General features: G+C 62.4%; 28 protein-coding genes and 1 riboswitch. Of the genes, 17 read left to right on the forward strand and 11 right to left on the reverse strand.

Annotation, left to right across the window (positions count from 1 at the left end; all coding sequences use genetic code 11):
* Window positions 1-44: 44 nt before the first annotated feature.
* Window positions 45-1,919, forward strand: a complete 1,875-nt coding sequence (gene mnmC, locus HY30_RS11480; RefSeq protein WP_034740329.1) for a bifunctional tRNA (5-methylaminomethyl-2-thiouridine)(34)-methyltransferase MnmC2/FAD-dependent 5-carboxymethylaminomethyl-2-thiouridine(34) oxidoreductase MnmC1 — start codon at window positions 45-47, stop codon at window positions 1,917-1,919.
* Here the strand turns inward: mnmC and HY30_RS11485 are convergent.
* The 5 genes from HY30_RS11485 to HY30_RS20600 form a co-directional block, all read right to left on the reverse strand.
* On the reverse strand, window positions 1,916-2,104 hold the full coding sequence (locus HY30_RS11485) for a hypothetical protein (protein ID WP_034740331.1): 189 nt from the start codon (window positions 2,102-2,104) through the stop codon (window positions 1,916-1,918). The genes mnmC and HY30_RS11485 overlap by 4 nt on opposite strands.
* Before the next feature lie 49 nt (window positions 2,105-2,153).
* On the reverse strand, window positions 2,154-2,585 hold the full coding sequence (pspC, locus tag HY30_RS11490; RefSeq protein ID WP_034740332.1) for an envelope stress response membrane protein PspC: 432 nt from the start codon (window positions 2,583-2,585) through the stop codon (window positions 2,154-2,156).
* Between the two features lie 12 nt (window positions 2,586-2,597).
* Window positions 2,598-2,861: an envelope stress response membrane protein PspB gene (pspB, locus tag HY30_RS11495; protein ID WP_034740334.1), complete on the reverse strand. Its 264-nt coding sequence runs from the start codon at window positions 2,859-2,861 to the stop codon at window positions 2,598-2,600.
* A gap of 102 nt (window positions 2,862-2,963) precedes the next feature.
* Entirely contained in the window at window positions 2,964-3,650 is a 687-nt protein-coding gene (pspA, locus tag HY30_RS11500; protein ID WP_034740336.1) for a phage shock protein PspA, read from the reverse strand.
* A 31-nt stretch (window positions 3,651-3,681) separates the two neighbouring features.
* Window positions 3,682-3,813: a hypothetical protein gene (locus tag HY30_RS20600; RefSeq protein WP_277812974.1), complete on the reverse strand. Its 132-nt coding sequence runs from the start codon at window positions 3,811-3,813 to the stop codon at window positions 3,682-3,684.
* Window positions 3,814-4,022: 209 nt separating this feature from the next.
* On the opposite strand from HY30_RS20600, the gene pspF reads away from it, so the two are divergent.
* The 3 genes from pspF (at window position 4,023) to HY30_RS11515 (ending at window position 6,280) form a co-directional block, all read left to right on the forward strand.
* Window positions 4,023-5,069, forward strand: coding sequence for a phage shock protein operon transcriptional activator (gene pspF, locus HY30_RS11505; protein WP_034740338.1), 1,047 nt, complete (start codon window positions 4,023-4,025; stop codon window positions 5,067-5,069).
* A 113-nt stretch (window positions 5,070-5,182) separates the two neighbouring features.
* Entirely contained in the window at window positions 5,183-5,785 is a 603-nt protein-coding gene (gene hpf / locus HY30_RS11510; RefSeq protein WP_034740341.1) for a ribosome hibernation-promoting factor, HPF/YfiA family, read from the forward strand.
* 24 nt (window positions 5,786-5,809) lie between these two features.
* On the forward strand, window positions 5,810-6,280 hold the full coding sequence (locus tag HY30_RS11515; RefSeq protein ID WP_034740343.1) for a PTS sugar transporter subunit IIA: 471 nt from the start codon (window positions 5,810-5,812) through the stop codon (window positions 6,278-6,280).
* 73 nt (window positions 6,281-6,353) lie between these two features.
* Here HY30_RS11515 and HY30_RS11520 read toward each other — a convergent pair whose 3' ends face one another.
* The 3 genes from HY30_RS11520 to HY30_RS11530 form a co-directional block, all read right to left on the reverse strand.
* Complete coding sequence (locus HY30_RS11520) at window positions 6,354-8,546, reverse strand: M3 family metallopeptidase (protein WP_034740345.1); 2,193 nt, start codon at window positions 8,544-8,546, stop codon at window positions 6,354-6,356.
* A 70-nt stretch (window positions 8,547-8,616) separates the two neighbouring features.
* Window positions 8,617-9,555, reverse strand: coding sequence for an NAD(P)H-dependent flavin oxidoreductase (locus HY30_RS11525; RefSeq protein ID WP_034740347.1), 939 nt, complete (start codon window positions 9,553-9,555; stop codon window positions 8,617-8,619).
* A gap of 65 nt (window positions 9,556-9,620) precedes the next feature.
* Window positions 9,621-9,968: a DUF3088 family protein gene (locus HY30_RS11530; RefSeq protein ID WP_034740349.1), complete on the reverse strand. Its 348-nt coding sequence runs from the start codon at window positions 9,966-9,968 to the stop codon at window positions 9,621-9,623.
* 117 nt (window positions 9,969-10,085) lie between these two features.
* On the opposite strand from HY30_RS11530, the gene HY30_RS11535 reads away from it, so the two are divergent.
* Genes HY30_RS11535 through HY30_RS11545 form a run of 3 tightly spaced genes read left to right on the forward strand, consistent with a single transcriptional unit; the run spans window position 10,086 to window position 12,386 of the window.
* Window positions 10,086-11,108: an NADP-dependent oxidoreductase gene (locus HY30_RS11535; RefSeq protein ID WP_206741460.1), complete on the forward strand. Its 1,023-nt coding sequence runs from the start codon at window positions 10,086-10,088 to the stop codon at window positions 11,106-11,108.
* Window positions 11,105-11,917: an enoyl-CoA hydratase/isomerase family protein gene (locus tag HY30_RS11540; RefSeq protein ID WP_034740351.1), complete on the forward strand. Its 813-nt coding sequence runs from the start codon at window positions 11,105-11,107 to the stop codon at window positions 11,915-11,917. The genes HY30_RS11535 and HY30_RS11540 overlap by 4 nt, the downstream gene beginning before the upstream one ends.
* 1 nt (window position 11,918) lies before the next feature.
* Entirely contained in the window at window positions 11,919-12,386 is a 468-nt protein-coding gene (locus tag HY30_RS11545) for a GNAT family N-acetyltransferase (protein WP_034740353.1), read from the forward strand.
* Between the two features lie 19 nt (window positions 12,387-12,405).
* Here HY30_RS11545 and HY30_RS11550 read toward each other — a convergent pair whose 3' ends face one another.
* Window positions 12,406-13,683 (reverse strand): Y-family DNA polymerase, encoded by a 1,278-nt coding sequence (locus HY30_RS11550; RefSeq protein WP_051615369.1) that lies wholly within the window; start codon window positions 13,681-13,683, stop codon window positions 12,406-12,408.
* Window positions 13,684-13,788: 105 nt separating this feature from the next.
* A riboswitch (SAM riboswitch) is annotated at window positions 13,789-13,866 on the forward strand.
* A 58-nt stretch (window positions 13,867-13,924) separates the two neighbouring features.
* On the opposite strand from HY30_RS11550, the gene HY30_RS11555 reads away from it, so the two are divergent.
* The 9 genes from HY30_RS11555 to HY30_RS11595 all read left to right on the forward strand — a co-directional run bounded on the left by HY30_RS11555 (window position 13,925) and on the right by HY30_RS11595 (window position 23,268).
* Window positions 13,925-14,845: a homoserine O-succinyltransferase gene (locus tag HY30_RS11555; protein ID WP_034740357.1), complete on the forward strand. Its 921-nt coding sequence runs from the start codon at window positions 13,925-13,927 to the stop codon at window positions 14,843-14,845.
* A gap of 46 nt (window positions 14,846-14,891) precedes the next feature.
* On the forward strand, window positions 14,892-16,052 hold the full coding sequence (locus HY30_RS11560; RefSeq protein ID WP_034740359.1) for an acyl-CoA dehydrogenase family protein: 1,161 nt from the start codon (window positions 14,892-14,894) through the stop codon (window positions 16,050-16,052).
* Window positions 16,053-16,946, forward strand: a complete 894-nt coding sequence (locus HY30_RS11565) for a lysophospholipid acyltransferase family protein (RefSeq protein ID WP_051615371.1) — start codon at window positions 16,053-16,055, stop codon at window positions 16,944-16,946.
* Between the two features lie 15 nt (window positions 16,947-16,961).
* Window positions 16,962-18,065 carry a DUF3667 domain-containing protein gene (locus HY30_RS11570; RefSeq protein WP_034740361.1) on the forward strand — a complete coding sequence of 368 codons (1,104 nt, stop codon included), beginning with the start codon at window positions 16,962-16,964 and terminating at the stop codon, window positions 18,063-18,065.
* Window positions 18,066-18,075: 10 nt separating this feature from the next.
* Window positions 18,076-18,540 (forward strand): GNAT family N-acetyltransferase, encoded by a 465-nt coding sequence (locus HY30_RS11575; RefSeq protein WP_034740363.1) that lies wholly within the window; start codon window positions 18,076-18,078, stop codon window positions 18,538-18,540.
* Window positions 18,527-18,874, forward strand: a complete 348-nt coding sequence (locus tag HY30_RS11580) for an MmcQ/YjbR family DNA-binding protein (RefSeq protein WP_034740365.1) — start codon at window positions 18,527-18,529, stop codon at window positions 18,872-18,874. Before HY30_RS11575 ends, HY30_RS11580 begins: the two co-directional genes overlap by 14 nt.
* Window positions 18,875-18,904: 30 nt before the next feature.
* Window positions 18,905-20,074: an acyl-CoA dehydrogenase family protein gene (locus HY30_RS11585; RefSeq protein WP_034740367.1), complete on the forward strand. Its 1,170-nt coding sequence runs from the start codon at window positions 18,905-18,907 to the stop codon at window positions 20,072-20,074.
* A 115-nt stretch (window positions 20,075-20,189) separates the two neighbouring features.
* Complete coding sequence (locus HY30_RS11590) at window positions 20,190-21,995, forward strand: DUF885 domain-containing protein (RefSeq protein ID WP_034740370.1); 1,806 nt, start codon at window positions 20,190-20,192, stop codon at window positions 21,993-21,995.
* Window positions 21,996-22,068: 73 nt separating this feature from the next.
* Window positions 22,069-23,268, forward strand: coding sequence for an FAD-dependent oxidoreductase (locus HY30_RS11595; RefSeq protein ID WP_034740372.1), 1,200 nt, complete (start codon window positions 22,069-22,071; stop codon window positions 23,266-23,268).
* On the opposite strand, the gene mutM is transcribed toward HY30_RS11595, so the two are convergent.
* A complete protein-coding gene (mutM, locus tag HY30_RS11600) occupies window positions 23,265-24,110 on the reverse strand; it encodes a bifunctional DNA-formamidopyrimidine glycosylase/DNA-(apurinic or apyrimidinic site) lyase (RefSeq protein WP_034740374.1) in 846 nt (281 codons plus the stop codon). The two genes, HY30_RS11595 and mutM, sit on opposite strands and share 4 nt — an antisense overlap.
* A gap of 48 nt (window positions 24,111-24,158) precedes the next feature.
* On the opposite strand from mutM, the gene ubiE reads away from it, so the two are divergent.
* Window positions 24,159-24,944 carry a bifunctional demethylmenaquinone methyltransferase/2-methoxy-6-polyprenyl-1,4-benzoquinol methylase UbiE gene (gene ubiE / locus HY30_RS11605; protein ID WP_034740545.1) on the forward strand — a complete coding sequence of 262 codons (786 nt, stop codon included), beginning with the start codon at window positions 24,159-24,161 and terminating at the stop codon, window positions 24,942-24,944.
* Window positions 24,945-24,955: 11 nt separating this feature from the next.
* Here ubiE and HY30_RS20015 read toward each other — a convergent pair whose 3' ends face one another.
* Window positions 24,956-25,123: a hypothetical protein gene (locus HY30_RS20015; RefSeq protein ID WP_155839313.1), complete on the reverse strand. Its 168-nt coding sequence runs from the start codon at window positions 25,121-25,123 to the stop codon at window positions 24,956-24,958.
* Window positions 25,124-25,146: the final 23 nt, after the last annotated feature.

Genomic DNA, 25,146 nt, shown 5'->3' on the forward strand with positions numbered 1-25,146 from the left:
GCAGTGGCTGTGCAACTCGTCGCGCATCCGCTAGTTCACCCTGAATGGCCCGCCTGCTCTCACCCCCTCAGATCGACTGGCGCGACGACGGCACGCCCGTCGCCCGCGCGCATGATGATGTCTATTTCACCGCCGGTGACGGGCTGGCGGAAACGCGCGCCGTTTTCCTGCAAGGGTGCGGCCTGCCGGAGGCCTGGGCGGGAAGGGAAGTCTACACCGTCGCCGAGACCGGTTTCGGCACCGGCCTCAATTTCCTCGCCCTCTGGCAGCTCTGGGAAAGGCACCGGCCGTCTCCCACGGCCCGGCTCCACTTTGTCAGTTTCGAAGCCTTCCCCCTCCACGCCGAAGACGCCGCCCGCGCCCTCGACAGCTGGCCGGAACTCGAAGAGCTGGCCGCGCTCCTGATTTCCAGATGGCCGGGCCCCGTCAAGGGCGTGCGCCATATGGTCTGGCCCGAGGCCGGCATCAGCCTCACGCTCCATCTCGGCGACATCCGCGAGGCATTGCCCGCCGCCCGCTTCCGCGCCGACGCCTGGTTCCTCGATGGTTTCAGTCCGGCCAAGAATGAAGACATGTGGGGCGAGTGGATCTACCCCGAGCTTTCCCTCCATTCGGCGCCCGGCGCGCGCCTCGGCACGTTCACTGTCGCGGGCGCCGTCCGCCGGGGGCTCGCAGGGGCCGGATTTAAGGTGTCGCGCCAGCCGGGCCATGGCCGCAAGCGCGAACGGCTCGAAGCGACCCTGGAAACACCCGCACAATCCCCGCCAGATCCCCGCATTGTCCCGGGAACGGTCCGGGAATGGTCCGGGAATGGTCAGGCAAATACCCGTATTGCCGTCATCGGCGGCGGCATAGCGGGCGCATCTGCCGCCCGCGCGCTCCTTGATGCTGGCGCTGAGGTCACGGTGTTCGACAAGGCCCCCGAAGTCGCCACCGGCGCCAGCGGCAACAAGCTGGCCCTGTTGATGCCACGCCTGGATGCGGGCGATACGGTGCAGGCCCGCCTGCTGATCGACGCCTATCTCGCCGCCCGCAGCGCCTATGAAACCTTGCCCGGCGTCACCGAAACCGATGTGCGCCAGATTCCCAAGGACGAGACGGACCGTACACGCTTCACCAAACTGCTTGCCGACCCGCCCTTGCCGCTGGAAGACCTTGAATCCACTCAGAATGGCGGGCTGCTGCACAAACGCGCCATGATCCTCCGCCCCGCCCGGCTCATCCCTGCACTCCTCGACGGAGCGACCTTGCGCCTTGGTGAAAAGGCCAGTCTGGATATGTCCAATCGCACCGTGAACGGCGAGGCCTTCGACGCGATCATCCTTGCAACTGCAATGGATACAACAGATCAGCTACCATGGCTGAACCTCACAGCCCGCCTCGGCCAGGTCGAATGGGTGGGCGATGCCGCCGACGCGCCGCCCGACGCCGTCACCAGCGGCACCTATGCCCTCGCCGAGGGAACCGACCGCCTCTGGGGCGCCACGTTCGAACCGGCGCCTGCAGGCGTAATTGAAGTCTCCGAAACGGCCCGCGCCGAGAATGCGCAAGGCCTCGAAGCCCTCTCACCCTGGTGGATCCGCGATGCCCGCGATCACACGCCTGTCTCGCGCGCGGCGCTGCGGGCCACTACAGTCGACCGCCTGCCTCTGGTCGGCCCGGTGCCGGACCATGCGGCGACGCTCGACCTGTTCGACGGCATGAAAAAAGGGCGCCCGGTGAATGCGGACGCCCCTGTTTTACCGGGTATTTTTATCGTGAACGGCTTCGGCGCGCGTGGGTTTACCTGGGGGCCGTGGGCTGGCGGCATTCTGGCCGCCATGATCCTCGGTGGCCCGGCCCCGGCGCCGGCTGACGCGCTGGCGGCGGTCAGCCCGGTGCGCCTCATCCTGCGCGCCCTGAAGCGGGGCGAGGCCTAGGCCGCGCGAACGAAGGAGAGGTGCAGCAATCCGCCATTCTCGTGCGGCGCCAGCGTCATCTCCAGTCCGCCCATCTCGACCGCCACGCCGCCATGCAGGCTGGCCACGGCCGCGATGGCCAGGACGATCAGTACGGCTACGCCTCCGAGCAGCCAATTATTGTAAAGCAGTGTCCCCTTGCTCATTGTTCCGGTCCTTTGTCGGGTTTGGGGTTAAGTCGGGTTGGGGTGGTTTCTAGTTGCCGCGTTCAAGGTCGCGGAATTCCTTGCGCAGGCGCCATTCGTCGGACGTCACCTTGCGCTCCATGGACTGCAGGCGCTCGTCGAGGTCCATGAAGGTATACTTCAGGTGACCGAACGTGGCCCGCGGGCGGTCTGACACGCCCCGCCAGAAGGCATCTTCCTCAGGCGTGATCATGCGGCCAAGCGGTGTGCGCGGCGTGATGATCCAGATCGTCATGTAGATGATGATCGAGAGCGGGCCGAACATGAAGAGCGTGGCCAGCACGAAGAGGACGCGGATCAGGATGGGTTCCCAGCCGAACCGTTCGGCCAGGCCGCCGCAGACACCGGCAATCACCTTGTCATTGCGCGAGCGATAGAAGCGCTTCGGGTTGGGCGACCGGTACTCCGAAGCGGAGTCGGGGTCGGAATAGGGGCGGGTCATGGGCGTGTTCCTTTAGTCGTCGAGGGTTGAGCGGGGGCGGCGCACGGGGCGGCCGCGCTCCCTTGTGTCGTCATCATCATTGGCCAGAAGGGCTTCCAGCGTCTCGAGTCGGCGTTCCATCGCCTTGGCCGAGCGCCAGAGATCTTCCAGCATCCGCTCGTCGTCCGGCTGCAGTGTCTTCTGCCGGCGCCACTGGGAAACATAGTGGAGCACCATTCCAGGCAGGAAGACGAAGATGCTGAGGATGGCAACGAGGGCTATCAGGCCTTCATCCATGGCTTAGCCCTCCCGGCGTTCGGCACGGTATTGGGCCACAAGGCCCGGCGTGCAGACCACCGTCAGGAAGCCGAAAAGGCAGACAAGTGAGAATACCATGGATCAGGCCTCCGATTTCGAGGACTTCGACGAAGCCTTCGAGCGCTTGGCTTTAAGGGCTTCGAGTTCCTTCTCGACGCTCTCGTTCTGCTCGAGGGCTGCGAACTCGGCTTCGAGGCTCGGCTCGCGGCCCTTGATCGTGTCGGCATAGGCTTCCATTTCGTCGACCTTGCGCTCGATCGTGCTGTAGCGGGCCAGGGCATCGTCAACCCGGCCGTCATAGACCTGGCTGCGGACGCGGATGCGTTGCTCGGCGGCTTCGCGGCGCATCATCAGCGAGCGATGCTTGGCCTTGGCTTCATCAAGCTTGGCCTGCAGTTTGGCGAGATCGTCCTGACGCTTTTCGAAAGCTTCTTCGGCAGCATTCATGGCCGCCTTGCGTTGGGCAATTTCGCCTTCAGCCTTTTGCTTGGCGATCAGGGCGCCGCGGGCAAGGTCTTCGCGACCCTTGTCGATGGCGAGTTCGGCCTTGGCGGCCCATTCGTCGCGGGCCGATGTGAAGTGGACGATTTCGCGTTCCATTTCCTTCTTGTCGGCCATGGCGCGGGCAGCCGCCGTGCGGACTTCGACCAGCGTGTCTTCCATTTCCTGGATGATGAGGCGGGCGATTTTTTCGGGGTTTTCAGCACCGTCCAGCATCGCGTTGATGTTGGAGTTGATGATGTCACCGAGGCGGGAGAACAGACCCATGTGGGTATCCTTTCGTATTTGACTGGGGGGATTAGAAGAAGAGGCCGCCGAGGAAGACGCCGATGCCGAAAAACATCCAGCTTTCGGCAGGGCGGGTCGACAGCCAGCGGCCAAATCGGCCAGCGTCGCTGCGAGCTTCTGTTCGGTAATTGCGGTCGTCCATCTTGGGCTTGGTCCTTCTTGTTGAATGCGACGCCCCGTCGCTCTGAGTGCCAATCTCATTTCAAGGACCGTGCCAAGTGAGAATTAATTTCATAATACATTGAAATATATATGAAAAAAAGATTTAGGCACGATATCGTTAAGGTTTATTTGGCTAAATAAGCTAAAAAATTGGTCGTATTTACATATCTTAGTGGCTAAATAGGCCTCATGATTGGCGATACGACCCAGCTTATTGGCGAAGCTCCGGCCTGGCTCAGCGCACAGGAACATGTTTCCCGCGTTGCTCCGCTGGAACGGCCCATCCTCGTCATTGGCGAGCGTGGCACCGGCAAGGAGCTTATCGGGGAGCGGCTCCACTTCCTGTCAAAACGCTGGGAAGGGCCGTTCATCAAGGTCAATTGCGCCGCCCTGTCTGAGCAATTGCTGGATTCCGAATTGTTCGGGCATGAGCGCGGGGCTTTCACCGGCGCCACCGAACAGCGCAAGGGACGGTTTGAACTGGCCGATGGCGGCACGATCTTCCTCGACGAGATCGCGACGGCCAGCCAGCAGGTGCAGGAAAAATTGCTGCGCATCGTGGAATATGGCGAATTCCAGCGCCTCGGTGGCTCGCGCGTGCTCAGCACCAATGTGCGCATCGTGGCGGCGACAAATGCAGACTTGCCGGCCATGGCCGAGCGCAATGAATTTCGCGCCGACCTGCTGGATCGCCTCGCCTTTGATGTCATCACGCTGCCGCCGCTGCGCGCTAGGCCGGGCGATGCAAGCCTGCTGGCGGATTTCTTCGCCCGCCGCATGGCCATCGAGATGGCGCAGGATTTCCCGGGATTCGCCCCCTCAGCCGTGGCTGCCATCGAAAATCATGACTGGCCGGGCAATGTGCGTGAATTGCGCAACTTCGCCCAACGCCTGGCCCATCGCTCCATGCTTCAGGCGCCGGACGAGCCCGTGCGGTTTGATCCGGCGGCGCTGGACCCTTTTGCCTCTCCCTGGCGCCCGGGCGCGGTATCCAAAGCGGAACCCGTGCGTGCTGCCTCCCCGGCTGAACCGGCGCTCAGCGCGCGGCATGGGCCGGTCGATTTCAATGCAGAGATTGCCCAGGTGGAACTTCGCCTGATTGATGAAGCGATGGCAGGTGCACAAGGCCATCAGGGCAGGGCGGCCGACGCACTGGGCCTCACCTATCACCAGTTTCGCGGCCTTCTGAAGAAGCATGGATATGGCAAGAAAACGAGCACGTCCGGGGGCGTTTAGACGGGCTGGAGAAAGATTAACCTTGGATAAGCAAGGGTTTTCGCCAAATCGATTCGCGTCGGACTCAAATCTGCGCCATACTTCCAAGTCTCGAATAGCAAAGGAGACCGCCCATGCAGATACAGATTACTGGCAAGCATATGGATCTCGGCGAGGCTCTCAGGAGCCGCATCGAAGACGGCCTGGAGGCGGCAGTCAGTAAGTATTTCAATCGCACGGGAGAGGCGAGCGTTTACGTCTCGCAGCAAGGCCATCTCGTCGAGGTGGATTGCAACGTTCACCTACCCTCGGGCATCGTGCTGCAATCGACCGGCAAGGCAGGCGATCCCTACGCCGCCCTGGAAGACAGCCTCGGAAAAATGGAAAAGCGGGTGCGCCGCTACAAGCGCCGCCTGAAGGACCATCATGCCAACCCGTCCGCGCCACTTCCGGCTGAAATGGCAACAGGCGCCGTGTTCAAGGTCAATGGAAACGGAGCCGATACCGAGGATCTCGACGATGAGATCGAGGACATTTCCGATGTGCCGCTGACCGTGGCTGAAACCTCAGTCAGCATTCGCAAAATGAGCGTTTCCGAAGCCGTCATGCAGCTGGAACTGCAGGAGGTTCCAGCGCTCATGTTCAGGAATGCTGGCCATGACGGCCTGAATATGGTCTACCGCCGCCCGGATGGACATATCGGCTGGGTTGACCCGGCTAACACTCCCAGGAACTGAAGCCCGCACACGGAAGCAGCGTTTATGGCAACCGATCTGAGCTCCCTGCTAAAAGGCGGGATCATTCTTCCTTGTTTCGAGGCGTCAAGCCGGAAACAGGCCTTGCATGCCCTGTCTGAAGAGCTTGGGCGTGTGACCGGGATTTCCGCGCGGGAAATCGAGGATTCCGTCATGGAGCGGGAGCGTCTCGGCTCGACAGGGGTCGGCGAGGGCGTTGCCATTCCCCATGCGCGTGTGGACGGCATCGATGCGCCGATTGGCGGTTTCATGCGTCTTGCGACAGGCGTCGACTTTGAAGCCATCGACGACCGGCCCTGCGACCTGATCTTCATGCTGCTGGCGCCTTTGTCGGCCGGCGCGGACCACTTGCGGGCGCTCGCGCAGGTCAGCCGGGTTTTCCGTCAGCCAGCGGTGCGCGATGCGCTGCGTGAGGCCAACACGGTGGATGATGTCAAAGCCATCATCTGCAAGGAAGCGGTCGAGACCTCGATCTGATTGCAGCTCCATTCAATAAAAAAGCCCGCTGGTTCATGCCGGCGGGCTTTTTGTTTGTCTCAGTCTCGGCGCTTCAGCCTTCGCTCGGCTTGTCGTCGACAAAACCGCGATTCCTGAGCAGGGGCTCAATCGTCGGGTCCGACCCGCGGAAATTGCGATAGAGCTCATCGGCCTCACGCATGCCGCCCGCCTCGTAGATCCACTTCTTCAATTTGCCTGCCAGTTCAGGATTGTAGATGTCGCCTGTCTCCTTGAAGGCGGCGAACCCGTCGGCATCGAGAATTTCCGCCCAGAGATAACCATAGTATCCGGCCGAATAGCCGCCGGAAAAGATATGGCTGAAATATTGCGAGCGGTAGCGCGGCTCGATTTCCGGCGGGATACCATAGTCATCCAGCACCTGTTTCTCGAAGGCGCGCGCGTCGGTGATCTTTGCGGCCTCTTCAGAGGACAGCGAATGCCAGCGCAGGTCCAGCAGGGAGGCCGCAATATACTCGGTCGTCTTGAAACCCTGATTGAAGGCCGCGGCGGCATTCATCTTGTCGACAAGTTCAAGCGGGATGACCTCGCCGGTCTTGTAATGCTTCGCATATTTGGCCAGCACTTCCGGATCGTCGGCCCAGTGCTCGAGGAGCTGGGACGGAAATTCGGTATAGTCCTTCGGACCGTCGACACCTGAAAAGGTCGAATACTTCACCTGGGTCAGCAGGCCGTGCAGGCCGTGGCCGAATTCGTGGAATACGGTCTCCACCTCATCATAGGACAGCAAGGTCGGCTCCCCCTTGGCCGGGGGCGTGATGTTCAAATTGTTGACCACGATGGGGCGGATGTTCTCGTCCACGTCCGAGGCGTTGCGGAACGAGCTCATCCACGCGCCGCCGCGCTTGGAGCCGCGTGAATACATGTCGGCCATGAACAGGCCGAGATGCGCGCCGGTGGCATTATCCTTCACGTCCCATGACTGGACCTGCGGGTTCCATGTATCGGTGGCAACGGGCGTGAAGCTGATATTGAACAGATGGCTGGCAACATCGAAAACGCCCTGCCGCACGGCGCCGATCTCGAAATAGGGCTTCAGCGCATTGCCGTCGAAGGCGTATTTCGCCTGGCGCACCTTGTCGGCGTAGAACCACCAGTCCTGGCCTTCCAGCTGGAAGTCATCGCCGATCAGGGCCTGCATGTCGGCGCGTTCTTCCTTCGCGCGGGCAAGGGCGGGTTCCAGAACGCGCACGAGGAAGGCCTCGGCCTGTTCGGGCGTTTTCGCCATACGCGGCGCCAGCTGGTAGGCGGCGTGGGACGGATACCCCATCAGCTCGGCCCGCTTGGCGCGCAGCTGCGCAATCCGTATCAGGATGGGGCCATTGTCATGCGCGCCGGATGAGGCGCGCAGCCGGTAGCCGTCGAACATCTGCTTGCGCAGGTCACGGTTCTCGCCTTCGGTCATGAAGGTCTCGTAGACGGACCGGTCGACCGTGAGGATCCATTTGTCTTCGCCCTCGACCTTGATGGCTTTCTTGAAATCGTCCGAGAGGCCAGCAAGGTCTGCCTCGTCGGTCACCTCGATCTGGAAGGATTTCGTTGCGAGCAGCAGATTCTTGCCGAATTCGGTCGTCAGGCTGGAGAGTGCTGCATTTATCGCGGCGACTTCTGCCTTCGCCTCCGGGCTGAGCGCGGCGCCCTGGCGCACGAAACTGCGATGGGTCAGTTCCAGCAGGCGGGCGTCCTGTTCATCCAGCCCGAGACGGTCGCGCTTTGCGTAAACGGCCTGCACCCTTTCGAAGAGGGCAGGGTTGAAACTGATCGCATCGGATTCGCGCGTCAGCATCGGGTAGATTTCCGATTCAAGCGCGCTTAGCGTATCGTTCGTGTCCGTATTCGTGATGTTGCCGAATGTCTTCATCACCTTGTCGAGGGACGCGCCGGTCTGGTCCAGCGCCACGATCGTGTTCTCAAAAGTTGGCGCATCCGGATTGTCGACGATGGCGGCAATTTCCGCGCGCTGTTCCAGAATGCCCTTCTTCACGGCTGGCAGGTAATGCGTGTCGCGGATGTCGTTGAAAGGCGGCACGCCGAAATCGGCGGTCCATTCGCGCCGGAACGGATTGTCACGCAATTCGGCTTCCGTGACGGTGATTTCCGGCAGGGCGGCGGCGGCAGGCGCAGGCGCTGTTGCAGCCTCGCGCTCGTCGCTGGATGTCTTCTCGCAGGCGGGCACGGTCAGGGTCAACGCGGCCGCTGTGCCGAGCATGATATGCTTTGGGGTCATCAAGTGTCCTCAGACTGGTTAGGTCTGGTCTATCGTCAAACCATGGCAAAAACCAGCTGTCTGGAACGGTTCAGCCAGCAAGGCGCGCGATTGTCGCGTGATATTCCGCGATGGTCTCCTCAAACAGCTGGGCAACAGGTTTGATGTCCCGGATCCGCCCCGCCACTTGCCCGGTCAGCGCGATCCCTGCTTCGAGATCGCCGCCGAAATAGACGGCCTGCGTATCTGCGAATTCGCCGAAGATGTTCGGGCTGCCTTCGGTTTCGAGCCGTGTTGTCCGCTCGGTGCGTAGCGCGCGCAGGGCAGGGCCGGGGCCGGCGCGGTTGAGGAAGACCGTATCGGTCGCCTCCGCGTTCACGATCGCGTCCTTCCAGTTCTGGTGCACAGGGCTCTCGGCAGACGAAAGAATGCGCGTGCCCATCAGCACGCCTTCGGCGCCGAGCGCAAAGGCTGCTGCCATTGTGCGGCCGTCCGTAATGCCGCCCGCTGCAACAACCGGCACATTCACATGTTCGCAGACGAGCGGGATCAGCACCATGGAGGCCACATCCTTCGGGTTCTTGAAACCGCCGCCTTCGCCGCCCTCGACGATCAGCCCGTCAACGCCCGCCTCGATGGCGCGCAGCGCGCCCTGGAGACTCGGCACGACGTGAAATACGGTCAGCCCGGCCTCTTTGAGCATGCTCGTATATTTCATCGGATCCCCGGCCGATGTCGTGACGAACTTGATGCCCTGATTGATGATGAAGTCGACAATGTTCGGGTCGCGCACAAAGGCCTGCGCCACGTTCACGCCGAAGGGCTTGTCCGTCAGGTCGCGCATCTTGAGGATTTCCTCGCGCACGGCATCCAGTTCGCCGGACGAGGTTTCGATAATGCCCATGCCGCCCGCATTGGAGACGGCTGAGGAGAGATGTGAGCGGGCGATCCAGCCCATGGCGGCCTGGATGATCGGCTTTTCGATGCCCAGCATTTCGGTGATGCGCGTCTTTACGGGTTTGGCTGTCATGAACGTCTCCTGCCTTTGTGTTTTCCTGTTTGGTGCGGTGCTGCCCCAAGGGCAGCGCAAGTCGCTTAGCTGCCGCGCGGCACCGGCGTGCCGTAGCGATGGGCAAAATGGCGCGCGATGCTGCGGGCACTTGGCAGGTAGCGCAGGCCATTGGCCTCCTGCACATCAAGGTCCGGATGCACCTGCGTGTCGGGATGCAGGACCAGCGTCGGCGCATTGTGACGCCCCTCGCCAATCAGCGCGACGATTTCGGCACGGGGATGCTCAAGGCCCACATGCACGATGTCGAGCGCATCCCGTATGGCGGGAAAATAGCTGAGCACGCCCCAGATCTCGGCGCATTCCGGGCAGAACTCGCGGCGGCCCTTATCCTCAAATCCCGGGGGCAACAGGAACAGGACATCCTTCGGCATCGATAACTCCTCACGTCTATGATCCGGCGTTCATAGTATGAGCGTGCCCCGAAGTCATGGCGTGACACGAACCACTTGCCCCCTATGCTGTCTGAAAAGCTCCGGGAGATATCATTGATGGCCGAGATGCAGCAGATCGTGCTCAAGCGCTATTGCGAGGGACCGCCCGTGCCGGAAGACTTTGCGCTGGAGACTGCGGCCCTGCCTGAGCCGAAAGAGGGGCAGTTCCGGGTGGCCCATGTCTGGTGCTCGGTCGATCCCGGTACGCGCTCCCGCCTGTCAGGCGGCGATTCCTATGCGATGGCCCTTCCGCTCGGCAAGCCGATTGACGGCTTTAGCGTCGGCGTCGTGGATGCCAGCCAGAACGAGGCTTTTCCGGTCGGCACCAAAGTATTCTGCGCCGGTGGCTGGAAGACGCATTCGATCCAGTCGGGCAGGGGCTTTATCGGCAAGGTGCCTGAAGCGCCCGTGCCGCTCAGCGCCTGGATCGGTGTGCTCGGCGTGCCGGGCCTGACGGCCTGGTTCGGGATGAAGACAGTCGCGAAGTTCAAGGAAGGCGACGCCGTGCTGGTCACGTCCGCCGCCGGTCCGGTCGGCGCGACGGCGGGCCAACTCGCGAAAGCCTGGGGCGCATCAAAAGTGGTCGGCATTGCCGGCGCGGATTCCAAGTGCGAATTTCTGACGGGCGAGGCAGGCTTCGATGCGGCCATCAATTACAAGACAGCGTCTGACCTGACAGCCGACATCGCCGAACACTTTCCGAAGGGCGTCGATGTCCTCTTCGACAATGTCGGCAACGAGATGGTCAACCGCGTCCTGCCACTGATGGCGCTCAACGGGCGCATCTGCATTTCAGGACAGGTGGCCGACTATAATCTCACGCCTGAAGAGACGCCCGGCATCATCAACACAAAACCCTTCATCACGCACCGCGTGAACATACAGGGCCTCGTCGTGTTCGATTTCGCCCGCGAGTTTCCTGAGGCCCTGCAGACCATGGCCAGCCTCCTGGCGAGCGGAAAGCTGAAGAGCAATGAAGAACGCTTCGACGGCATCGCAGCCATGCCCAAAGCCTTCTGCGGCCTGTTCCGTGGCGAGAATTTCGGGCGGCGTGTCGTGAAAGTGGGAGAAGAGGCATGAGCACCAGTTACGACATCACGCAGGACAAATGGGAGCGCTTCACCTTCTCCCGTGAGGGGCGTGTCCTCACCGCCGCGATCACGTCAGACCATCCGGTCAATGGCGTCGACGAGCAGATGCACACTGAACTCGCGCTCGTGTTCAACTGCCTGCAGCGCGACAGCGAGAGCGACATCATCATCCTTACCGCCAAGGGCCGCGCCTTTTGTGCAGGCGGGGATTTCGACTGGTTCGAGGAGCAGATCAATCATCCCGAACGCTTCCGCGCCATTGGCTGGGACGCCAAGCAGATCGTCACGACCCTGCTCAACATGGAAAAGCCGATCCTCTGCCGCATGAACGGTGCAGCCGCCGGTCTCGGGGCGACCATCGCGCTGCTCTGCGACATCATCATTGCCGACGAGACCGCCAAGATCGGCGACCCGCATGTGAAGGTCGGCCTGGTTGCCGGTGATGGCGGCGCGCTGATCTGGCCCCAGCTGATCGGCTTTGCCAAGGCCAAGGAATTGCTGATGACCGGTGATCTCTTGACTGCGAAGGAGGCTGAACGCATCGGCTTGATCAACTATGCCGTACCTGCCGCAGAGCTGGATGCCAAGGTTGCCGAACTCGTGGCCAAACTGCAGGCCAATCCGAAATGGGCCGTGCGCTGGACCAAGACCACGGCGAACATTCCACTGCGTGCATTGGCGGCGCAGCTCATGGATGCCAGTATCGGCTGGGAGAGCGTGTCGAACTATCTGGGGGATCGCCGCGAAGCTGTCGCGGCCTTCAAGGAAAAACGCGCACCCAAGCTGACGGGCGAATAGGATGCGCCTTCGCTCACCCAGCCACTACGAGTACGCCACCCTGACAGACCTCTGTATGCGGTCGAAGGCGGTTTGGGGCTATCCGGATGACATACTGGAGGAGTTCCGCGCGGAACTGACCATCGCCGAAGAAGATGTGGAATCCAGCATCGTTATCGTGGCCGACGATATTCGCGGCATTGCCGGCGTCGCGCAGGTTGCGCTGGACGGTGACACGGCATGGCTCGAGAAACTCTTTGTCGAACCCACGCGCCTCGGCGAGGGCACCGGCCAGATGATGTATGTCTGGGCCTGCCGCGTGGCGCAGGATTCCGGAGCGAGGGACCTTGTGATCGACTGCGATCCTGATGCGATGAAGTTCTACCTGCGTATGGGGGCCGAGCGGGATGGCGAGGCGGAGTCTCCGTCCATCTCCGGCCGCATGCTGCCGCGCCTTGTGCACCGGCTTCATCCGATGCGATCACGCTGAATCTTGCGCAAGATGCGCGTCAGGCGGTTCTGGACTTGTCAGGCACCGTATCGAAATCATTGAGGTCGGGCACGCGGCCAAAGGCGATCTTTGCCCCGGCATAGCCGCCGGGCGGCTCATTATGGGTGCCGAGCGACACAACGCAGGTGCCATGGCGGGCGTTCAAGGCATCCATCGCGTCCGTCACCCGCTCCCAGCGGTGGCGCTCCGAGCGGCTGTCCTCATGGTCGAACAGGTCCGCGCTGGCCTCGCCGGTCTGGTTCAGCCCGTGCAGGATGACAGAGACCTTCTTCAGCCGGCCGCTTCGCAGGGCGGCCATCCCCATATCATAGAGCAGGCTGGCCTCGTGCAGGAATGTGTGATCGTCGCGCGCCGGGAAAAAGCTGCGCTCCCCGCTCCAGCGCCGCCCGTCCGTGCATGACATGGAAACGGCGAGCATGCTGGCCGTATAATTCTCCCGGCGCAGGCGCCGCGCCGCCTTGGCAGTCAGCAGACGCAGGCATTCGCGGGCCTTTTCAGGCTGGCGCCAGTCATTCGACAGGATGCGGCCATGCCCGAACATGCGCCGCACGGTTTCAGGGCGAGAGACCGCATAGCCATGCAGCTGCGCCCACATGCGTTCCCCCTCGACACTGTTCCAGATCTGGCGTGCCTGTTTCGGCGAGAGATTCCACAGCGCCTCGACCGTGTAGACACCGGCCCGTCCAAGGCGCGCATACATGCCGCTCGAAATGCCGGGCAGGTCCTTCAGCTCCAGATCGAACAGGCGTCCCGGCAGGTCTTCCGGGCGCAGGATGACGAAGCCGTTCGGCTTGTCCATTTCGGCGGCGACCTTGGCGAGGAACTGGTTGGGGGCAAGGCCGATGGAGGGTGTCAGCCAGGGCCCGATATTCTGGCGCAGGCCTTCGCGGATGTCCGCAGCGAGGGTCTCGCAGCGCTGGCGCTCCGAGCCGCTCAGGGCGCACTCCATTTCGTCCACCGACCAGACCCGGTGCACGGGCGTGTGGCGGTCGATTTCCGCCAGGATCTCATGATGCAGCTTCACATAGACATCATGGCGCGCCACGGGCAGGGCGATATCCGGGCAGAGGGCCAGCGCCTCTCGCACGGATGTGCCCCGCTTGATGCCCGCCTCTTTGGCGAGATAACAGCGGGCTATCAGGCTCGTATGGTCCGACTGGAGCGGGATGACCCCGACCGGGCGATCGCGTAGTTCCGGGCGCAATTGCTTCTCCGCGTTGGCAAAGAACGCGTCGAAGTCGATATAGAGGGACTCGATCTCTGTCGGCTGGCGCATGGGGGCTCCTGTAAAAGAACATAAGCAGAACATTTTATCCGAGTCGAGCGGTTTCAGCGGGGTAAACAGCAACAGGAATTTGACGCCGGGGCGTGTCGGCGCTATCTGCGTTTTCGTGGTGATTTGGCCGGTCGGCTTGCAGCCACGTTAAACAAGTCGCTAAAAGGCCGCGCGGAACTGCCAGCAGACGCCTGCAATCCGCCTCCCTTTCTCGCGATGCTGAAGAATTGGAGTCATGGCTATGCCAATCAGGATCCCAGATACGCTGCCCGCCCGCGATGTGCTCGTGCGCGAAGGCGTTTCCGTGATGAGCGAGACGGACGCGATCCGTCAGGATATCCGCCCGCTGCAGATCGGCCTCCTGAACCTGATGCCCAACAAAATCCGCACCGAGGCGCAGATCGCGCGCCTGATCGGTGCTTCGCCCCTGCAGGTCGAGCTGACGCTGATCATGGTGGGTGGGCATACGCCCAAGAATACGCCGGAGGAGCACCTGATCAGTTTCTACCAGAACTGGGCGGATGTGCGGGACCGCAAGTTCGATGGCTTCATCATTACCGGTGCGCCGGTCGAGACGCTGGAATACGAAGACGTCGGCTACTGGCAGGAACTCACCGAAATTCTCGACTGGACACGCACCAACGTCCATTCCAGCTTCTTCATCTGCTGGGGCGCCATGGCCGCCGCCTGGCACCTGCACGGCGTGCCCAAGCATACGCTGGCGGAGAAGGCGTTCGGCGTTTACCGTCACCGCAATCTGGTGCCGACATCGCCCTTCCTCTCCGGCTTTTCCGATGATTTCCAGATCCCGGTCAGCCGCTGGACCGAAGTGCGCGCTGATGACATTGCCAAGGCGCCCGGCCTGCAGATCCTCATGGAATCAGACGTGACCGGTCCATGCCTTCTGTCGGAGCCGGCCCAGCGCAATCTCTACTGTTTCAACCATATCGAATATGATTCGACATCGCTGAAGGAAGAGTATGAGCGCGATGTGGCCGCCGGAAAGGCCATCAAGCCGCCCTATGGCTATTTCCCGAAGGACGACACGACCGCCCAGCCGCTCAACCGCTGGCGCAGCCACGCGCACCTTCTCTTCGGCAACTGGATAAACCAGGTTTACCAGACGACGCCGTTCGATGCGGCGCGGATAGGGGAGGACTAGCGACATCCCGCTTTCCCGTTTGGGGCAATCGCACTAGGTATCGCACATGACCAGTTTTGCCCCCGAACCCGCCCATGTCACCGAACTCCGCCGCCAGCTGTCGCGCTGGGTGGCTGACAGGATGCCCCGCGAGAAACGCCGCGAGTGGGACAAGGCCCATACGTGGGACCGCGCGCTGTTCAAGGAACTCGCAGAGATGGGCCTGATCGGCCTCACCATCCCGGAAGAATATGGCGGGCAGGGCGAGGATATCTACGCCGCCGCCGCCGTGATCGAGGAACTCTGTCAGGGCGGCCCCAGCATGGCCGGGCCCTTCATCCATGCGGCCTTCTATGGCGGCCTCAATATTTCCGAGAACGGCTCGAAGGAGCAGAAGGAAGCCCTGCTCCCCAAACTGGCACGCGGCGAAATGTTCCTCTGCTATGGCCTGTCCGAACCCAATGTGGGCGGCGACCTGCCTAGCGTCGAGACGCGTGTCACCCGCGACGGCGACGAGATCGTCATCAATGGCGCCAAGCGCTGGTGCACGGGCGCGGACTGGTCGGATTATATCTACTGCCTCTGCCGCTCCGGCGGGCCGGAAGACCGCCACGGCAACCTCACCTTCGTCCTTGTGCCGACCGATGCGCCCGGCGTCTCGATGCAGCCGCTCGAACATGCCAACCTGCGCTACACGGACTCGATGGACGTCTTCCTTGATGACGTCCGCCTGCCGGCTAGTGCCATCGTTGGCGGCCCCGAGAAATGGAACAAGGGCTGGGAAGCGCTTGCCGGGCGCGCGCTCGATGTCGAGAAGATCGAGATTACCGCTGTCGCCTACGGCATCGCCCGCGCCGCGCTGGAAGAGGCCTGGACCTATGCGCAGGAGCGCACCCAGTTCGGCAAGCCGATCTCCAGGCATCAGGCCATCGCGCACAAGCTCGTCACCGCGCGTACAAAGCTCGCCGCCTGCCGCCACATGCTCTACCACGCCGCCTGGCTCGCCAGCGAGCACATGCCCTGCAGCGTCGAGACCGCCATGGCCAAGCTCTATGTCGCCGACACCGGCGTCGAGATCGGCCTCGCCTGCCAGCAGGTCATCGGCGCCTATGGCCTCTCGGATGCGTATGACATCGAACGCAATGTCCGCGACCTGCTCGGCATGCCCATTGTCGGCGGTTCATCGGACATCCAGAAGAACAATCTGGCGCGGATGTTGAGGCTTTAGATGACAACCGAGACGCTGGAGTCCCCCGAGCTTTCCTACGCGTCCTATTTCGACGATCCGCTGAAGCGGCGCCTCATCCGCACGGTCGAGCGCATGTCCGGCCAGCCGAAGATCAAGCAGCTCTACGAGCATTACCGCGACCATCTCGCCCATGACGTGCCCTTCTTCGAGGCCGCGATGCGCCTCCTTGATCTCGACGTGCAGTTCTCGGCGTCGCGCCTGGCAGAAATCCCGCGCACGGGCCCGCTGGTCATCGTCGCGAACCATCCCTTCGGCGTGCTTGATGGCCTCGTCATCTGCTGGCTGGTCAGCCTCCGCCGCATGGATTTCAAGGTTCTCACCAATTCCGCCCTCGATGGTGTGCCTGAGGCGCGGCCCTATATCCTGCCTGTCGACTTCTCCGGCACGAAGGAAGCCCTCGCAGCCAATGTCGCCATGCGCAGGGAAGCGCTGGACCATGTGAAGGCCGGCGGCTGTGTCATCGTCTTCCCCGGCGGCGGCGTTGCCACGACGCCGCGCCCGTTCGACCGCACGGCCGTGGATGACGAATGGAAACCCTTCACGGCCAAGCTCATCTCGCATTCAGGCGCCCATGTGACGCCGGTTTATTTCGAGGGCCAGAATTCGCGCCTCTTCCAGCTCGCAAGCCACTTTTCGCTGGAGTTGCGCCTCGCCCTCGTCTTCCGCGAAGTGAAACGCCGCATGGGAACGGCCCTGCCGGTCGTCATCGGCGAAACGCTGACGCCAGATGCTCTGAAGGATGCCGGCAAGCGCAAGGGCCTGATGGAATTCCTGCGCGCGCAAACATATGGGCTTGCCCCAGTGAACCAGACCTTGCGATATGATGCCGCGACCCGCCGTTTCATGGCGAAAAAGCCGTTGGTATTCCGCTAGGGGTGGAGGAATCAGATGAGTGATCCGCTGGGAGGTGCCGTCGATTCGGCGATTGAGCATGCGGGTGCCGATGCGGTCGCAGGCCTTGCCGGGGGTCGGCGCGAGGCGAATGACACGCGTTGCCTCAATTGCGGCGAACCGCTCAAGGCCAATTACTGTCCGGAATGCGGGCAGGGCGCACATAGCCTGCGCCGCCCGTTCTGGTCGCTTCTCGGCGAGAGCGTGGAAACGCTCTTCTCCATCGACAGCCGCTTTGCGCAAACAGTTCCCGACCTGATCATGCGTCCGGGACGCATGACGCGCCGCTATCTTGATGGCCAGCGCGCCCGCTTCCTTCCGCCTTTCCGTCTCTATGTGCTCGCCTCGCTGATCTTCTTCGTTCTCATGCCGCTGGTCATGGGCCAGGGCTTCGCGTTCATGCCGAAGGGCGCCCAGAATTTCGAGGACGCCCGCGCCGAAATTGAACAGTCGCATGCCGACGGCGAAATGAGTGACGAGGAATATCAAGCGACGATCCGCAGCCTGGACCAGGCTGAACAAGTCTGGCGGGGCGGCATTCCCGGACTCGTGACGCCAGCGGCGCCTGCCCCCGAAGGCGAGGTCGCGGCGCCGGACGCGCCGGACACGGAATGGGCCGGATTCATGCCCCGTGAGGCGCTTGACGCGGTGCGGGAGGCTGGCGCGAACGGTGACACGGATGCGGCCCGTTTTGCCGAAGTCATGGACGATCCGGGACGGTTGGCCGAGCAGACACAGCGCTGGATACCGCGGATGATGTTCGTGCTGCTTCCGGTCTATGCCTGCCTGCTCGCCCTGGTCTATTTCTGGCGGCGCCAGTTCCTGTTCTTCGACCACCTCATCGTCTCGCTTCACTTCCATTCGGCGCTCTTCTTCGCCATGGCAATCGGTCTTCTCCTTGTGCCATTCATCGGGCTTGGCTGGGTCAGCCTCGCGCTGATTGTCTATTCTAACTTCTACCTCTACCGCCTGAACCGGGTGGTGTACGGACGGGGCCCGTTCAGTTCGATTTTGAGAACGCTGATGCTCGACAACCTTTACATTTTTGTCCTGCTGTCTGCCCTGCTGATGGCCGTCATTCTGGGCGCGCTGTCATTATGAGGCAGCCCGCATGATCCGGGATCTGGTCATGCGCCGGGCGACGATAGACGATGCGGCGGCATTGGCGGAAATACACATGGAGGCACGGGCGGCAGCGATGCCATGGCTTGCCGTGGTGCATACGCCTAACGAAGTTTTTCAGTATTTCCGGCAAGACGTTATTCCGGGCTCGGATGTTTGGCTTGCCTCCAGCCCTGCCGGCATCGCCGGGTTCTCGGCGCGCCTTGGCAGCGAACTGGGCCACCTGTATGTTGCAGTGCCTTTCTGGCAGCAGGGCATCGGCACTGCGCTGATTCAGATGGCCATGCTCACCGTTCCCCGGCTGGAACTATGGACATTCCAGCGAAATACCGGGGCGCGGCAGTTCTATGAAGGCCACGGTTTCACGGCCGTGGCATTCACCGATGGATCGGAGAATGAAGAACGTGAGCCCGACGTTCGCTACAGGTGGGAGGGACCGGATGATCAGGCCTGACAAGTTGCGCGCGGTGGCGCTTTCCTTTCCGCATGCGATCGAGAAACCCCATTTTGAGTGGGCCAGCTTCCGCGTCGACGTGCCCAAGGGCAAGATCTTCTGCACGCTGCCACCGCACCATGAATTCTCGAACGTTTTCCTGACGCTTGAGGAACAGGCCATGCTGGTCGAGGCCGAGCCGGACATCTTCTTCAAGGTGCCGAATAAATGGGGTGACAAGGGCGCAACATCCATTCGCCTTGCGGCCTGCGACGAGCCAACGCTCCGCTCCGCGCTCGCCATGTCCTGGCGCCACGCCGCCCCGGCAAAATACCACGACGCACTGAAGCCTTGATCGTTTGGCATTCAGGTCTAGTCTTCGACCATGCCTGATACATTTACCCCGACAGACACGCTCGCCAATGCCCGCGCACTGGCGCCTGAACTCGCCGCCCGCGCCGCTGAGATGGAAGAGGTGCGCCGCCTGCCGGCAGACCTCGCTGCGAAGATGGCCAAGGCGGGCCTGTTCCGCATGGTCACGCCCAAAAGCTTTGGGGGGCGTGAGCTCACGCCCCGCGAAATCGTTGAGGCTGTCGAGGCTGTCGCAACGGCCAATGCCAGTGCTGGCTGGTGCGCGATGATCGGCGCCACGACAGCGCTGAACGCCGCCTATATGGAGCCGGCCACGGCGAGCGCGATCTATTCCGATCCTGACATCATTACCGGCGGCGTCTTCGCGCCCATGGGCAAGGCCGTGGACCACGGCGACCATTACCGCGTCTCCGGCCGCTGGCAGTGGGGCTCGGGCTCGGCCAATTGCACATGGCTCTGCGGCGGCTGCACGGTTTGGGAAAACGGCGAGATGAAGCGCCTTCCCAGCGGCGCGCCGGATGCGCGAATGATGGTCTTCCCGGCGAGCGAGGCGACCCTGCTCGACACATGGCATGTCATGGGCCTCAAGGGCACAGGCTCAGGCGATTTCGAGGTGAAGGACATCATCGTTCCCAAGGCGCAGTCCGTTTCGCTGATGGTCGACGAGCCCCACGAGACGGGTGGCCTGTTCAAGTTCCCGGCCTTCGGCCTCCTGTCGCTTGGCGTATCCTCTGTTGCGCTCGGCAATGCGCGCGGCGCGCTGGATGCCTTCGCTGCGCTGGCGACAACCAAGAAATCCCAAGGCTCGTCCAAGACGCTGGCCGAGCGCCAGACCATGCAGGCCGAGTTTGCCAAGTGCGAAGCAGCCTGGCGCGCCGCCCGCGCCTATCTCTTCGATGAAATCGACCAGACATGGGCCGTGGCGACAGGGGAGGGCGCCATCCCCATGGAGCGCCGCGCGGCGCTGCGCATGGCCTGCACCCACATGACGCGCACCGGCGCCGACATCTGCCGCACGCTCTACGATCTCGGCGGCGGCGCGGCCCTGTTCGAATCCTCAGACCTGCAGCGCCACTTCCGCGACAGCCACGCCATCACGCAACATATCGTGACCGCCCCTTCGACATGGGAACTGACCGGGCGCATCCTGTTCGGCCTGCCCACCGATGGCGGCATGGTCTAACGCGCAATCCCGAACTGCAAAATCCTGATAAATGTGACTGGTAAATTCTGCCGTGAAAGTGTCAGTTGTTGAAAACAAAAGCGCGCCATTGCGCGGGATATGAGAGGGAAGTTCCATGAAAATTCACGGATTGATGATGGCCGCCTCGCTGGTGGCACTCGCCGCCACGGGCTGTACGAGCAAGATGGCCGGCCAGGAACCGGACCTCTATGTTGAACTGCCCGCCCCCACGACCGACGTGCCGACACCGCCCCGCATCGACGCCGACCCAATGGCCATCGACACCAGCACGGCCTGGGGCGCCTATCTCTCCGATTTCCTCGAGTCTTATTTCCCCGTCAATCCGGGTTTCGCCATCTACCAGGGCCGTCACGAATTCGACGGCCAGCTGCCTGACTGGTCGCCATCTGGCCTCCAGCTTGCCATCGACCAACGCCAGCAGGCGATCGCAGCAGCAGAAGCCCTAGATGACGCCGACCTCTCGGATAACGACAAGTATGAACGCAGCTACCTGATCCACGTCCTGCAGGGCGAGCTCTTCTGGCTGACCGAAGCCGACTGGCCCCACAAGAATCCAAGCTTCTATGTCGGTGCGCTGGACCCGAACGTCTACATCGCCCGGCCCTATGCCGACGCTGAAACGCGCATGAAGGCCTTCATCAAATACGCGAAAGCGGTCCCCGCCGCCGCCAAGCAGATCGAGGCAAATCTCCAGATGCCGCTGCCTGAAACCTATCTCAAATACGGTCAGGCAGGCTTTGGGGGCTTTGCGGAATATTATGGCGGCGACGCCAAGGCGGCCTTTGCTGACGTGAAGGACGAAGCCCTGCAGGCCGAGTTCGACGCCGCAACGGCCGAAGCGGCCGTCGCCATGCAGGCCCTGTCCGATCATATCGGCTCGGTCCCCGCCACCAAGGATGGTTACGCCCTCGGCGCCGGGAAATTCTCCGACATGGTCCGCCTCACCGAAGCGGTCGATATCCCGCTCGCCGAGCTGAAAGCCATTGGCGAGGCTGACCTCAAACGCAACCAGGACGCCTTGAAAGAGGCCTGCACGGCCTATGCACCCGGCCTCTCGCTCGGCGACTGCATGGCCAAGATGGGGGCGAACAAGCCCGAGATCGGCCCGGTCGAGGAAGCGCGCGATCAGCTGCCCGAACTGCGTGCCTTCATCGAGGCAAACAATATCGTCACCATCCCCGGCACCGAGCAGGCCCTCGTTGAGGAATCCCCGCCCTATAACCGGCAGAACTCCGCCTATATCGACATTCCGGGACCCTACGAAAAAGGCCTGCCATCGGTCTATTACATCTCCCCGCCAGACCCTTCCTGGGACGAGGAAACCCGCAACGCCTATGTGCCCGGCAAGGAAGACTTGCTCTTCACCAGCGTGCACGAGGTCTGGCCCGGCCACTTCCTGAACTTCCTGCATTCGAACCGGTCTGAGTCCGTGCTCGGCAAGCTCTTCGTCGGCTATGCCTTTGCCGAGGGCTGGGCGCATTATGCCGAAGAGATGATGTATGATGCGGGCCTGCACGATGGCGATGCGGAAACCCATGTCGGCCAGCTCTCGAATGCCCTGCTGCGCGACTGCCGCTATCTTTCCGCCATCGGCCTCCACGCTGAAGGCATGACCGTTGAGGAGAGCTACAACCTCTTCCGCAACGAATGCTACCAGGATCCGGGCAATGCCACGCAGCAAGCCGCTCGCGGTACCTATGACCCGGCCTATCTCAACTACACGATGGGCAAGCTCATGATCCGCAAGTTGCGCGAGGACTGGACGGCGAAACACTTCCCCGACGATCCGCGTGCCGGCTGGCAGGCCTTCCACGACGAGTTCCTGTCCTATGGCGGCCCGCCTATCCCGCTCGTCCGCAAGGAAATGATGGAAGAGCCTGAAGTGAAGGCCGTCTTCTAGCCAGCGAGCGGTCCTCTTGCGGCCTGTCATGCGCCTCGCCTAGGGTGCAGGCAGGCCGGTTGGGGGGCAGGGTTTGGGGACGTCACTCAATATCGGTATTGCAGGCGCCGGGATCGGCGGCCTCGCTGCGGCAGCGTTCCTCGCCCGTGAGGGCCACCGCGTCACGGTCTTCGACCAGTTCGAAACCGTTGGGCCTCTTGGCTCGGGCCTGATCCTTCAGGAGACAGGTCTCACCATTCTGGATGAGCTGGGCCTGCGCACAGAGGCCGAGGCGCTCGGCGCACCCATCCGGCGGCTCTATGGCCTGTCCCGCCGCTCAGGTCGTATCGTACTGGATGTACGCTATGGCTCTCTGCGACCGGCCCTGATCGGCATCTCGATCCAGAGACCTGCCCTGTTCAATCTGGTCCATAGTGCAGCAATGACTGCAGGCGCGCGGATCGCGTCGTCCACCCGCATCACGGCAGCCAATCCCAAAGATGCCGTCCTGGTCGATGCCAGTGGCGCCACGCATGGCCCGTTCGACCTCATCGTAGATGCCCTCGGTGTACGCTCGGTACTCTCCACAACGCCGAGCCGTGAACTCCCCTATGGCGCTCTCTGGGCCACATTGCCCTGGCCTGCGACGGGGTTCCATGCCGATGCCCTTGAGCAACGCTATGAAGCGGCCAGCCGCATGGCCGGCGTGATGCCGTCAGGCCGTGCCGCAGCCGGAGCGCCCGACACAGCCACCTATTTTTGGTCCATTCGCGGCGACCAGCATGAGGCGTGGCGCGCTGCCCCGCTCACGCATTGGCGCGACGCCGCCCTCTCGCTTTGGCCCGAGACGGAATCCCTCCTCGCCTCCCTCCGGTCCCATGACGACCTGACCTTCGCCCGCTATCGCCACCGCACCCACTGGCCTGCCGTCGCGGGCCGCATGGTCCATCTCGGAGACAGCTGGCATGCGGCCAGTCCGCAGCTCGGGCAGGGGGCCAATATGGCCCTGCTGGATGCCTTTGCGCTCGCCCGCGCCCTCGGCCGCAAGACGGATGTTCGCGATGCCCTGGCCGATTATGCGAAGATGCGCGCGCTGCATGTGCGCCTGTTCCAGCTGATGAGTTTCCTGTTCACACCGGTCTACCAGTCGGACTCCCGGATCCTGCCGCTGATGCGCGACGGGTTCGCCGCGTCCGTCAGCCGCATCTGGCCAGCCCCCCAGATTCTGGCCGCGATGGTATCAGGCGGCCTCGGCGCGCCGCTCTGGCGGCTTGGCCTTAAGCCCGGCCGCTAGCGCTGGCACGTCCCGCAATAAAAAGTCGACCGCCCGGACTGGACGATCCGCCGGATCGGCGCCCCGCACGCCTTGCAGGGCTTGTATTCGCGGTCATAGACATCGAACCGGTGCTGGAAATAGCCAAGCTCCCCGCTCGCATTGGCAAAGTCCGAGATCGACGATCCACCGGCATCGATCGCCTCGGCAATCACCTGGTTGATCGCTGGCGCCAGCCTCGCCGCGCGTTGGCCCGGAATGCTGGCGGCCTTGCGCTTGGGTGAAATACCCGCGCGGTAGAGCGCTTCGCACACATAGATGTTGCCGAGGCCTGCAATGACTGACTGGTCGAGCAGCGCTGCCTTGATCGGTGTCGCCTTGCCCTTCAGGGCCGTGTCCAGATAGGCGGCGGAAAAGCCGTTCGACAATGGCTCCGGTCCCATCGCCATCAGGCGCGGATAGGTGTCAAAGGTCGCCGCAGGCCACAGTTCCATAAACCCGAAACGGCGCGGGTCGTTATAGGTTACGGTCTGGCCGTCCTGCATCCGGAACACGACATGGTCGTGGCGCGCATCATTGCCGGTCGGACGGTGGAAGTCAGCCGTTGCATTTCCGCCAACCGTGAACCGCCCCGTCATGCCGAGATGCATGACCAACACTTCGCCCGTCGACAGGTCCAGCGTCAGGAACTTTGCCCGCCGCCCCATGCGCTCAATGCGCGCGCCGCTCACGCGCTCGGCAAACCGCTCAGGGAAGGGGAAACGCAGGTCGGCCCGGTTCTGCAGCAATGACTGGATGATCGCGCCCTCCATGACAGGGGCGAGTCCGCGGCGAACTGTCTCGACTTCGGGTAATTCAGGCATTCTTATCGCATATAGCTTATGGCGGTTCAGGTAACTATGGTGGCGCGCATGTCAGACGCAGAAACAGAGCGCAAGGTCTCCTTCGGTTTCGAGGAGGTGACGGAGTCCGAGAAGGTCGCCCGGGTGAAGGGCGTATTCCGCTCGGTCGCCTCGCGGTATGACCTGATGAACGATCTCATGTCCGCAGGCGTGCACCGCCTGTGGAAGCATGATGCCATGAACAAGGTGAACCCGCAGCCGGGCGAACGCCATCTCGATGTCGCCGGCGGCACGGGCGAACTGGCCCGCGCTTTCCTTGAGCTCGCCGACAAGGCCGGCAAGCGGCGCGGCATTGATGCGAAAGCCACGGCCATCGTCTGCGATATCAATGATGCCATGCTGGAAGCCGGCAAGGCACGCGCCGACAATGCAAAATGGGATGGCCGGCTCGACTGGGTCTGCGCTGATGGGCAGAACCTGCCCTATCCCGACCGCAGCTTTGATGCTGTCACCGTGTCATTCGGTATTCGCAATTTTGCGGATCGGATTGCCGGCCTGAAAGAGTTCCGCCGCGTGCTGAAGCCGGGCGGCCGTCTTGGCGTGCTGGAGTTCAGCCACATGACAGCGCCTGCCCTGCAGGCGGCCTACGACACCTACAGCTACAATGTGATCCCGCGCCTCGGCAGCCTCGTCGCAGGCGACCGGGAGAGCTACCAGTATCTCGTGGAATCCATCCGTCAGTTCCCGGATCAGGAAACTTTCCGGACAGAAATGGAAAACGCGGGATTCTCCCGCGTTTCCGTTACCAATTTTTCCGGTGGCATCGCCGCCCTGCACTTTGGCTGGGCGGTCTGATGCGTGTCAGACTAGTTCCCGTCGACCTTGATTCCATCGTCGCCGACCGAGATTTCGAGGTCTGCATTGGCGCTGTTGTCCTGCGTGAAATAATAGATGCCGAAGCCAATCACGCCGACGAAGAGCGCGCCGACCAGAAAGTACAGAAAACCGTTGCCGTTTGTATTTGAACTAGCCATGACAGGCCCTTTCCATTGTTGAT

This window comes from Hyphomonas chukchiensis (assembly GCF_000682695.1).
GTDB classification, from domain to species: Bacteria; Pseudomonadota; Alphaproteobacteria; order Caulobacterales; family Hyphomonadaceae; genus Hyphomonas; species Hyphomonas chukchiensis.

Coding starts and splice junctions, on each gene's coding strand:
- mutM (WP_034740374.1), bottom strand. CDS start 24,110: ATGCCTGAATTACCCGAAGTCGAGACAGTTCGCCGCGGACTCGCCCCT.
- mnmC (WP_034740329.1), top strand. CDS start 45: ATGGCCCGCCTGCTCTCACCCCCTCAGATCGACTGGCGCGACGACGGC.
- HY30_RS11520 (WP_034740345.1), bottom strand. CDS start 8,546: ATGACCCCAAAGCATATCATGCTCGGCACAGCGGCCGCGTTGACCCTG.
- HY30_RS11525 (WP_034740347.1), bottom strand. CDS start 9,555: ATGACAGCCAAACCCGTAAAGACGCGCATCACCGAAATGCTGGGCATC.
- pspC (WP_034740332.1), bottom strand. CDS start 2,585: ATGACCCGCCCCTATTCCGACCCCGACTCCGCTTCGGAGTACCGGTCG.
- HY30_RS11555 (WP_034740357.1), top strand. CDS start 13,925: ATGCCAATCAGGATCCCAGATACGCTGCCCGCCCGCGATGTGCTCGTG.
- HY30_RS11560 (WP_034740359.1), top strand. CDS start 14,892: ATGACCAGTTTTGCCCCCGAACCCGCCCATGTCACCGAACTCCGCCGC.
- HY30_RS11550 (WP_051615369.1), bottom strand. CDS start 13,683: ATGCGCCAGCCGACAGAGATCGAGTCCCTCTATATCGACTTCGACGCG.
- pspF (WP_034740338.1), top strand. CDS start 4,023: ATGATTGGCGATACGACCCAGCTTATTGGCGAAGCTCCGGCCTGGCTC.
- pspA (WP_034740336.1), bottom strand. CDS start 3,650: ATGGGTCTGTTCTCCCGCCTCGGTGACATCATCAACTCCAACATCAAC.
- hpf (WP_034740341.1), top strand. CDS start 5,183: ATGCAGATACAGATTACTGGCAAGCATATGGATCTCGGCGAGGCTCTC.
- ubiE (WP_034740545.1), top strand. CDS start 24,159: ATGTCAGACGCAGAAACAGAGCGCAAGGTCTCCTTCGGTTTCGAGGAG.
- HY30_RS11570 (WP_034740361.1), top strand. CDS start 16,962: ATGAGTGATCCGCTGGGAGGTGCCGTCGATTCGGCGATTGAGCATGCG.
- HY30_RS11535 (WP_206741460.1), top strand. CDS start 10,086: ATGGCCGAGATGCAGCAGATCGTGCTCAAGCGCTATTGCGAGGGACCG.
- HY30_RS11530 (WP_034740349.1), bottom strand. CDS start 9,968: ATGCCGAAGGATGTCCTGTTCCTGTTGCCCCCGGGATTTGAGGATAAG.
- HY30_RS11585 (WP_034740367.1), top strand. CDS start 18,905: ATGCCTGATACATTTACCCCGACAGACACGCTCGCCAATGCCCGCGCA.
- HY30_RS20015 (WP_155839313.1), bottom strand. CDS start 25,123: ATGGCTAGTTCAAATACAAACGGCAACGGTTTTCTGTACTTTCTGGTC.
- pspB (WP_034740334.1), bottom strand. CDS start 2,861: ATGGATGAAGGCCTGATAGCCCTCGTTGCCATCCTCAGCATCTTCGTC.
- HY30_RS11575 (WP_034740363.1), top strand. CDS start 18,076: ATGATCCGGGATCTGGTCATGCGCCGGGCGACGATAGACGATGCGGCG.
- HY30_RS11580 (WP_034740365.1), top strand. CDS start 18,527: ATGATCAGGCCTGACAAGTTGCGCGCGGTGGCGCTTTCCTTTCCGCAT.
- HY30_RS11515 (WP_034740343.1), top strand. CDS start 5,810: ATGGCAACCGATCTGAGCTCCCTGCTAAAAGGCGGGATCATTCTTCCT.
- HY30_RS11565 (WP_051615371.1), top strand. CDS start 16,053: ATGACAACCGAGACGCTGGAGTCCCCCGAGCTTTCCTACGCGTCCTAT.
- HY30_RS11545 (WP_034740353.1), top strand. CDS start 11,919: ATGCGCCTTCGCTCACCCAGCCACTACGAGTACGCCACCCTGACAGAC.
- HY30_RS11590 (WP_034740370.1), top strand. CDS start 20,190: ATGAAAATTCACGGATTGATGATGGCCGCCTCGCTGGTGGCACTCGCC.
- HY30_RS20600 (WP_277812974.1), bottom strand. CDS start 3,813: ATGGACGACCGCAATTACCGAACAGAAGCTCGCAGCGACGCTGGCCGA.
- HY30_RS11485 (WP_034740331.1), bottom strand. CDS start 2,104: ATGAGCAAGGGGACACTGCTTTACAATAATTGGCTGCTCGGAGGCGTA.
- HY30_RS11540 (WP_034740351.1), top strand. CDS start 11,105: ATGAGCACCAGTTACGACATCACGCAGGACAAATGGGAGCGCTTCACC.